This is a genomic window from Brasilonema bromeliae SPC951, assembly GCF_012912135.1.
GTDB lineage: Bacteria > Cyanobacteriota > Cyanobacteriia > Cyanobacteriales > Nostocaceae > Brasilonema > Brasilonema bromeliae.
Window position 1 is genome coordinate 1,286 of record NZ_QMEB01000247.1, and the last position, 8,490, is coordinate 9,775.

At 70.6% G+C, this 8,490-nt stretch carries 4 protein-coding genes; 2 read left to right on the plus strand and 2 right to left on the minus strand.

From position 1 onward, the window contains the following. Position 1 precedes the first annotated feature (1 nt). The gene (locus DP116_RS30485) at positions 2 to 3,535 is read right to left on the minus strand and encodes a PAS domain S-box protein (protein WP_169157540.1); all 3,534 of its coding nucleotides are present in this window, start codon (positions 3,533 to 3,535) and stop codon (positions 2 to 4) included. A gap of 208 nt (positions 3,536 to 3,743) precedes the next feature. Next, positions 3,744 to 5,690 (minus strand): PAS domain S-box protein, encoded by a 1,947-nt coding sequence (locus DP116_RS30490; RefSeq protein ID WP_169157541.1) that lies wholly within the window; start codon positions 5,688 to 5,690, stop codon positions 3,744 to 3,746. Positions 5,691 to 6,058: 368 nt separating this feature from the next. Between DP116_RS30490 and DP116_RS30495 the strand changes: the two genes are divergently transcribed. Beyond that, positions 6,059 to 7,117 (plus strand): Gfo/Idh/MocA family protein, encoded by a 1,059-nt coding sequence (locus DP116_RS30495; RefSeq protein ID WP_169157542.1) that lies wholly within the window; start codon positions 6,059 to 6,061, stop codon positions 7,115 to 7,117. Positions 7,118 to 7,142: 25 nt separating this feature from the next. Further along, positions 7,143 to 8,282: a tetratricopeptide repeat protein gene (locus DP116_RS30500; RefSeq protein ID WP_169157543.1), complete on the plus strand. Its 1,140-nt coding sequence runs from the start codon at positions 7,143 to 7,145 to the stop codon at positions 8,280 to 8,282. Positions 8,283 to 8,490: the final 208 nt, after the last annotated feature.

The following is an 8,490-nucleotide window of genomic DNA, read 5'->3' on the forward strand; positions in this document are numbered from 1 at the left end:
GCTACGACTGCAAGCCGTCCGCCAGGAGCCGCTGCAACGCGGCCGGTTCCACGGGCTTCACTTCGTGGGCGTCGAAGCCGGCTTCCTTGGTACGCCGACGGTCGCTCTCCTGGCCCCAGCCGGTGAGCGCGACGAGCACGACGTCCTTGAGCGACGGGTGCGAGCGGAACCGCCGGGCCAGCTCGTAACCGTCCATCACCGGCATCCCGACGTCGAGGAACGCCAGCTCGGGCGGGTCGGCCGCGGCCATTTCCAGCGCCGTCGGCCCGTCGTGCGCCACCCTCGCGTCGTGACCGCCCAGCCGCAGCAGCACCGCCAGGCTCTCGGCCGCGTCGACGTTGTCGTCGACGACCAGGAGCCGCCGCGGCTTGGCCGCTTCGATCGCGGGGGCCGCGGCGCTGGCGGGCGTCGGCTCCGGGGCGTCCGCGACCGGCAGGTGGATGGTGAACTCGCTGCCGCGGCCGAGCCCTTCGCTCCGGGCCTCGACGCGGCCTCCGTGCATCTCGACGAGGCTGCGGACGAGCGTCAGCCCGATGCCCATGCCGCCGTGCGAGCGACTGGGCCGGCGGTCGCCCTGCACGAACATGTCCCAAATCTTCGAGAGCATCTCGGGCGCGATGCCGATGCCCCGGTCGCGGACGCGGATCACGGCGCGGTCGCCCACGCGCTCGCCCGAGAGCTCGATCTTGCCGCCGGGGTCGCTGTAGCGGGCCGCGTTGTTGAGCAGGTTGCCGACGACCTGCACGAGCCGCACCAGATCGCCGTGCAGCGGCACCGGCTCGGCCGGCGGCGAGACGACGAGCGTGTGGCCGCCCGCGTCGACGCCCGGCCGGGCGATCTCGACGGCGCGCTCGATCACCGCGACCAGGTCGATCCGCTCGCGGCGGAGCTCGATCTTGTTCCGCATGATGCGCGAGACGTCGAGCAGGTCGTCGACCAGCCGCACGAGGTGCTGGACCTGCCGCTCCATCATCTCGACGACCATGTCGACCGCGTTGGGATCGCGGCCGGCCATCTTCAGGATTTCGAGGCCGTTCCGCACCGGCGCGAGCGGGTTGCGCAGCTCGTGCGCCAGGAGGCTGAGGAAGTCTTCCTTGCGGCGGTCGGCCTCGCGCACCTCGTGATAGAGCCGCGAGTTTTCGATGGCGACCGCCGCGCGATGGGCGAGGTCTTCGGCCAGCGCCAGGTCGCGCGGCTCGAATCTCCGCCCCGACTCGGCCGAGATGAAGGTGATCACCCCGAGCACGCGACCGCGGGCCTCGAGCGGCACGGCCATGTACGACCGCAGCCCGAGATCGATCAGGATCTGCGCGAACTCGGAGTCCTTCACCGAGCCGAGGATCATCTCGTCGGTGATCTCGGGCGTGATCTCCGACTCGCCCGTGCGGATGATCCGCCAGACGCCGGTCGGCGCTTTCGGGTCCGGCGGCCATTTGCGGTGGGCCACGTGGGCGAGCTCGACCTTGGACGGGTCGATGTGCACCACGGCCACGCGTTTGAGCGCGCCGGTCTCGTCGAGCATGTCGATCGCGCACCAGTCGGCGAACGCGGGAACGGCCAGCGTCGCGACCTTCTGCAGCGTGGCCTCCATGTCCACGAGCCCCGCGAGCGTCGCGCTCGCGTCGGCCAGGAATTTCGCGTCGTGCTCGGCCCGCTTGCGCTCGGTGATCTCGACGCAGACGCCGGTCATCCGCTCCGGGCGGCCCCGCTCGTCCTTGAGGAGCTGGCCGCGGGCTTCCACCCAGTGCTGCGAGCCGTTCGGCCACACGACGCGGTATTCGAGGTGATAGTCGAGATCCTCTTCGAGCGTCCGGCGGACCGCGCCGAGGACGCGCTCGCGGTCGTCGGGATGGACGTCCGCGACCGAGGCCTCGAACGTTCCCGCGAACGTCCCCGCGGGCAGGCCGTGGATCGCTTCGAGGCTGGGCGACCAGGTCACCGCGTTGGTGCGGACGTTCCAGTCCCACGTCCCCATCCGCCCCGCGTCGAGCGCCAGCCGCAACCGCTCTTCGCTCGCCCGCAGACTCTCCGCGGCGGCGCGGCGCTCGGTGACGTCTTCCTGCACGCAGACGAAGTAGCGCATGCCGGCCGCTTCGAGCGCGGTGATGCGGGCCTGCGTGACGAAGCTCGTCCCGTCCTTGCGACGATTGGCCCACTCGCCCGTCCAGACGCCGCCGCGATTCAGCTCGTCGATCACGGCCGCGACGCGGCGTTCGTTTTCTTCGGGAGGGTAGTCGTTCTGCACCCGGACGTGCTGGCCGAGCAGCTCGCCCGGCTCGTAGCCGAACATCCGGTCTTCGGCCGGATTGGTGTAAACGATGATCCCGTTCTCGTCCGTCAGGCTGACTCCCTCGGCCATGCTTTCGAGCACGCGGGCCTTGGTCTGCAGGCGGCGCTCGACCACGATCCGCTCGTGGATGTCGGTGCTCGTGCCGAACCAGCGGACGATCTTCCCCGCGTCGTCGCGGACCGGCACGCTGCGGACGAGGTGCCAGCGGTCTTCCCCGTGCTTGTCGCGGAGCCGCATTTCCGCTTCCCACGGCTCGCCCGCGGCGAGGCAGCGAGTCCATTCCGCGGTGACTCGCGGCAGGTCGTCGGGATGGATGAACGGGGCCCAGCTCTCGCGGCCGAAGTCGCCCGACGCGACGCCCGTGTATTCGTACCAGCGCCGGTTGTAATACTCGGGCTGCCCCGCGGCGCTCGACGCGAAGACGATCTGCGGCATCGAGTCGGCGAGCTGCTCGAGCCCGCGTTTCGATTCGCGGAGGGCCGTCTCGACGCCGCGTCGCTCGGCGACGTCGCGAAAGACGAGCACGACCCCGACGAGCCGCTGCTGCGCGTTGAAGATCGGCGCGGCGCTGTCGTCGATCGGGGTCTCTTTGCCGCCGCGGGCGACAAGCACGGTGTGGTTGGCGAGGCCGACGATGACGCCTTCGCGGATCACGCGATCGACCGGGCTCTCGACCGGTTCGCGCGTCTCCTCGTTGACGATCACGAACACCTCGCCGAGCGGCCGACCGACGGCCTCGGCGCTCGTCCAGCCGGTGAGCAACTCGGCGACGGGGTTGAGCGAGACGATCTTCGCGTCCGCGTCGGTGACGACGACCGCGTCGCCGATGCTGGCGAGCGTGATCCGCAGCTCTTCGCGTTGCAGGATCGCCTCGGCGGCGAGTCGGTCGGCGCGGTCCTGCGCCACGCGCATCAGCCCGCCGAGTCCGGCCATGCCGAAGCCGACGACGATGTACACCACGAACGCGACCTGGTGTCCCGGATCGCGGATGATCAGCGAACCGACCGGATCGACGATGAAGAAAGCGGTCGTCGCGGCCCCCACGAGCGTCGCGAACGCGGCCGGGCCGAAGCCCACGAAGCGGGCCACCAGCAGCACGGCCACGAACAAAAACGCGAACGGCGCGCGATCCGCCATGAACGGGCTGAGCGACATTCGCAGCACCGTCGCGATCGCCACCGCGAACGCGGCGACGCCGTAGTCGCGCAGGCGTTGGACGATGGGCGCACCGGGGGCGGTCGTCATCGAGAGAAGCAATCCCTTCTGGCCGGTCCAAACCGGGTCGCGCGGAGTTGGATCGTCGGGCGACCGGCACTGACCCCGGTTCGCGCCGATGCATCCTAGCTTAACTCCCGCCAACGGGCAGTGCGACCTCCCCACGACCGGGTTTCGTCCCCCGCGCGGGGCGTCGAACCGCCCCGCACGAGGAGCGACGCGACCGTCGCGTCGAGCGTCAGCGCGTCGGGGCGGGGAACCGCACCACGAACCGCGCGCCGTCCCCCCGCGGCGAGTCGATCTCGGCCCCGAGCTGCTCCGCCAGCGTGTTCACCAGTTGCAGCCCGAACGACGTCGCGGCGCGGAAGTCGAAGTCGGGCGGGAGCCCCACGCCGTCGTCGGCGACGACCAGCACGATCGCGTCGGGGCCGTCGGGCCGCAACGACACCCGCACGCGGCCCTCCATCGAGTCGGGGAACGCGTGTTTGAAGCAGTTCGACATCAGCTCGTTCAGCAACAGCCCGCACGGGATCGCCACGTCGATCGGCAACGGCGGCACCTCCACGTCGAGCTCCAGTCGCACCTCGTCGTCGGAGAGCTTGTACGCGTGGTACAGGTCGTCCGCGAGCCGCCGCACGTACTCGGCGAAATCGACCCGCGCCAGGTCGTGCGAGCGGTAGAGCCGTTCGTGGATCAGCGCCATCGACCGCACGCGGCCGCGGCATTCCTGGAACATCGCCAGGGCCCGCGGGTCGTCGATGTATTCCGACTGCAGGTCGAGGAGCGTCGAGACGATCTGGAGGTTGTTCTTGACCCGGTGGTGGATCTCCTTGAGGAGCAGCTCTTTTTCTTTGAGCGACGCCCGCGTCTGGCGCTCGGCCCGCTTCTGCTCGGTGACGTCCTTGATCTGCGAGATGAAGTGCACCGGCGCGCCGTTGTCGTCGCGGACCAAGCCGACGGAGAGCAACACGTCGACGATCCGGCCGTCCTTGCGGAAGTACCGCTTCTCGAGCTGATACGTCCGGCGTCGGCCGGCGATCACGTCGCGCACGAGGCTCAGGTCGGTCTCGAGGTCGTCGGGATGCGTGAGGGTCTGGAAGGTCGTCCGCAGCAGCTCCTCCTCGGAGTAACCGACCAGCTCGCGGAGCGCCTCGTTGACGCGCAGCCAGCGACCGTCGGGCGCGACGATCGCCATGCCGATCGGCGCGGCGTCGAACGCGGTGCGGAACTGCTCCTCGCTCTCGCGGAGCGCCGCCTCGGCCCGCTTGCGGTCGGTGACGTCGCGTCCCTCGGGGATCAGCAGCACCACGCGTCCCGCGTCGTCGAACACCGGCTTGATCGAGAAGTCGATCGTGATCACGCGGTCGCCCGCCCCGCGGACGTCGGCCTCGTAACGCACCAGCTCCCCCTGGGCGGCGCGGGCGATCGCTTCGCGGAGCCGCGACTGCGTCTCGGGCGAGACGGTCCACCACCGCGTCTCCCAAAACGGCCGGCCGACCGCCTCGTCGCGCGTGATGCCGCCGGCGACCAGCGCCGTCTCGTTGGCCTCGAGCAGCGTCCCGTCGGGCTCCATCAACCCGATGAACTGGAACATCGAGTTGAAGATCGCGCGGAAGCGGTTCTCGCTGGCCGCGAGGGCGGTGGTCCGTTCGGCGACGCGTCCCTCGAGCGTGCGTGTCAGGTCGCGGAGCGACGCGACGGTCCGTTCCAGCTCGGCCGTCCGTTCGCGGACGCGGGCCTCGAGGTGCTGGTTGTTCCGCTGCAGCGTCTCCTCCGCGGCGAGCCGCGCCGCGATTTCGCGTTCGAGCTCGGCCGGGGCGCGGGTCGTCAACACGATCGGAGCGGCGCGGACGAGCGCGACGACGGTCGCCCACGAGACGACCGCGGTGGCCAGCTTGAACAGCGCCGCGAGTCGGTAGGCGGGCCACCAGAAGACGGCCGCGTCGAGCAGGTGCGTCGTTCCGCAAAGCAGCAGGAACGCGCCGAAGAGCGCGAGCAGACCGCGGAGCGGCAAGTCGCGACGCCGCACGACGAAGTAACCCAGCGCCAGCGCGATCGCGAAGTACGCCGACCAGACGCCCAGGTCGGACGCGACGTGCAGCCAGCCGTGAGCGGCCGACCAGTTCCCGCAGTACCAACGCGCCGGAAAATCGGACGTGTCGAACAGGTGGACGAAGAAGTCCACGGCCTCTCCCTCGCGACGAGATCGCGCGCTCGTCCCCCGCGCGACGACGGACTCGACGGACCGGCCCGGACGACGCGAGCGCTTCAAGGGTGAATATAGAACGCGGACGGTCGGGCTGACGAGCCGCCGCTGATCGACGGAGGGAGGACCGCGGAGTGCTTCCCTCTACGTCCTTTGGCCCGCGGCGAGCGCCCCCGCGCGGCCGCGGGACCCCCGCTCGCGCGGCCCGGGCGGCCGATGAACTTTCACGCGACGCGTCGTAAGATGCGGCCACCGCGACGACGCGTCGTCCGTCGCCCCCGCGACGCGCGCGACGACCGGCGGATCGAGCCCCCGCGAATCGACGACAGGCGAAAGGCCCTCAGCACATGCTCCGCATCGGCGTGGTCGGGATCGGCTTCATGGGCATGATCCATTACCTGGCCTGGCGACGCGTCTCGCGCGCCCGGGTGACCGCGATCAGCACCCGCAACGCCCAGCGGCTCGCCGGCGACTGGCGCGACGTGAAGGGGAACTTCGGCCCGCCCGGGGAAGTCATGGACCTCTCCGGCGTGCAAAAATACGCGCGCTACGAAGACCTGCTGGCCGATCCCGAGGTCGACGTGGTCGATCTGTGCTCGCCCCCCGACAAGCATTGCGAGATGACGCTCGCCGCGTTCGCGGCCGGCAAGCACGTCCTCGTCGAGAAGCCGATCGCGCTGCACCCGCACGAGGCCGAGCGGATGACGGCCGCCGCGAAGGAGTCGGGCAAGCGGCTGTTGGTCGCGCACGTGCTGCCGTTCCTGCCGGAGTTCGCGTACGCGGTCGACGCGATCCGCGGGGCCGCGTTCGGCAAGTTCCTCGGCGGCTTCTTCCGCCGGATCGTCTCCGAGCCGACCTGGATCCCCGACTTCTTCAATCCGAACACCGTCGGCGGGCCGATCGTCGATCTGCACATCCACGACGCGCACCTGATCCGCGTGCTGGCCGGGATGCCCGCGAGCGTCGTCAGCTCCGGACGCACCCGCGGCGACGTCGTCGAGTTCTTCACCACGCAGTTCCGCTTCGCCGACCCGAAGCTCCACGTCGTCGCTCAGAGCGGCGTGATCGCCCAGCAAGGCCGCCCGTTCACCCACGGCTTCGAGATCCATCTGGAAGGCGCGACGCTCGTCTTCGATTCGCAGGCGCTCGTCGGGCAAACCGAAGGAACGGGCGTGCCGCTCACCGTGCTCGACAAGTCGGGCGGCTCGTTCCGCCCGCCGCTCGGCTCGAGCGATCCGGTCGACGGGTTCGTGGCCGAACTGACCGAAGCGGCCGACGCGATCGAGACCGGACGACCGTCGCCGCTCCTGGCCGGAGAGCTCGCCCGCGACGCGCTCGTCCTCTGCCATCGCCAGACGGAAGCGGTCCGCTCCGGCGAGATCGTCGCGGTCGCCGCGGTTCGTTGAACGAGGACGTCGAGGAGACCGTGCGATGAATGCAGCGACTCGCGTGATCGTCGTCGCCCTCGCGGCCGCGATCGGAATGGCCTCGCTCGGCGACGCTTCCCGCGCCGCGCAAGACTCGGCCGAGACGCGGCGGGCGAAAGCCGCTTACGACCGGGCGATCGGCTATTACCAGCAGCGGCAGTACGTGCTGGCCCGCGCGAAGTTCGACGAGGCGCTCGCGGCCGACGCGAAGTTCGCCGACGCGCTCGTCGGCCGCGGGCTCACCTCGATCGCCGAGGGGAAGATGCTCGACGCGCTGCACGACCTCGACGCGGCCGTCGCGATCAACCCGAAATACACCGCGGCCTGGTTCTACCGCGGCGGCGTGCTGGGCGGGCTGAATCGGAACGACGAAGCGGTCGCGTCGTTCGACAAGGTCGTCGCGCTCGATCCGAAAATGGCCGCCGCGCATCACGACCGCGGCCTGGCCCTCGACAAGCTCGGCAAGTACGCGGAGGCCGACGCCGCTTACGCCCAGGCGCTCTCGATCCGCGAGGACGCCCAGACGTACGTCGACCGCGCGCACGCCCGCACGCGATTGGGCAAGCTCTCCGAAGCGCTGGCCGACCTCGATCGGGCGATCGCGCTCGCGCCGAAGCACGCCCAGGCCTATTTCAATCGCGGGCGGTTGCGCGAGAAGCTCGGCCGACGCGACGAGGCCGCGGCCGACCGCAAGGCGGCGCTCGAGCACGATCCCGATTTCGCCGCGTATTGCGTGCAACAAGCGGTGCGCTCGCTCAATCAGGGCCGCCCGCTCGACGCCCGCGAGATGTGCGACGCGGCGATCGATCTTTCGCCGAAGCTCGGCCCGGCGTACGTGGCGCGCGGGATGTCGTTCGTGGCGACGTCCGACTGGAAGCGGGCCGAGGACGACTTCCAGACCGCGCTCGGCCTCGACCCGAAAAGCGCCGACGCCCACTGCGGGCTGGGCGTGGTGCAGGAAGCCCGCAAAGAGCTCCCGGCGGCCGACGCGGCGTTCAGCCGGGCGATCGAGCTCGCGCCGCAGAACCCGCAGTTCTGGCGTCGCCGCGGGGCGGTCCGTTCGGCCCTCGGCCAGGCCCGCACGGCCGAATCCGACTTCGCGCAGGCCGCCGCTCTGGAGGAAGCGCACCGCCGGAAAGAGTGAGCGACGCGCGCGGGTCGTCGGTCGCCGACGCGCGCGGCATCGCGACGCGCGATCCGCGGAAAACGAAACCGCCCGGCGAACGGCGGTGAAGCCGGCTCGTCGGGCGGATCGAGGTCGCGAGGTTGAACGCGGGGCGATTACGGATTCGCCGGGGCGGCCGGAGCCGGAGTCTCGCTCGCAGCGGCCGGCGGGGTCGCCGGGGCTTCAG

Excerpts from the sequence above, each read along its gene's own strand:
- DP116_RS30495 (WP_169157542.1), top strand. The coding sequence starts at position 6,059 with ATGCTCCGCATCGGCGTGGTCGGGATCGGCTTCATGGGCATGATCCAT.
- DP116_RS30485 (WP_169157540.1), bottom strand. The coding sequence starts at position 3,535 with ATGACGACCGCCCCCGGTGCGCCCATCGTCCAACGCCTGCGCGACTAC.
- DP116_RS30500 (WP_169157543.1), top strand. The coding sequence starts at position 7,143 with ATGAATGCAGCGACTCGCGTGATCGTCGTCGCCCTCGCGGCCGCGATC.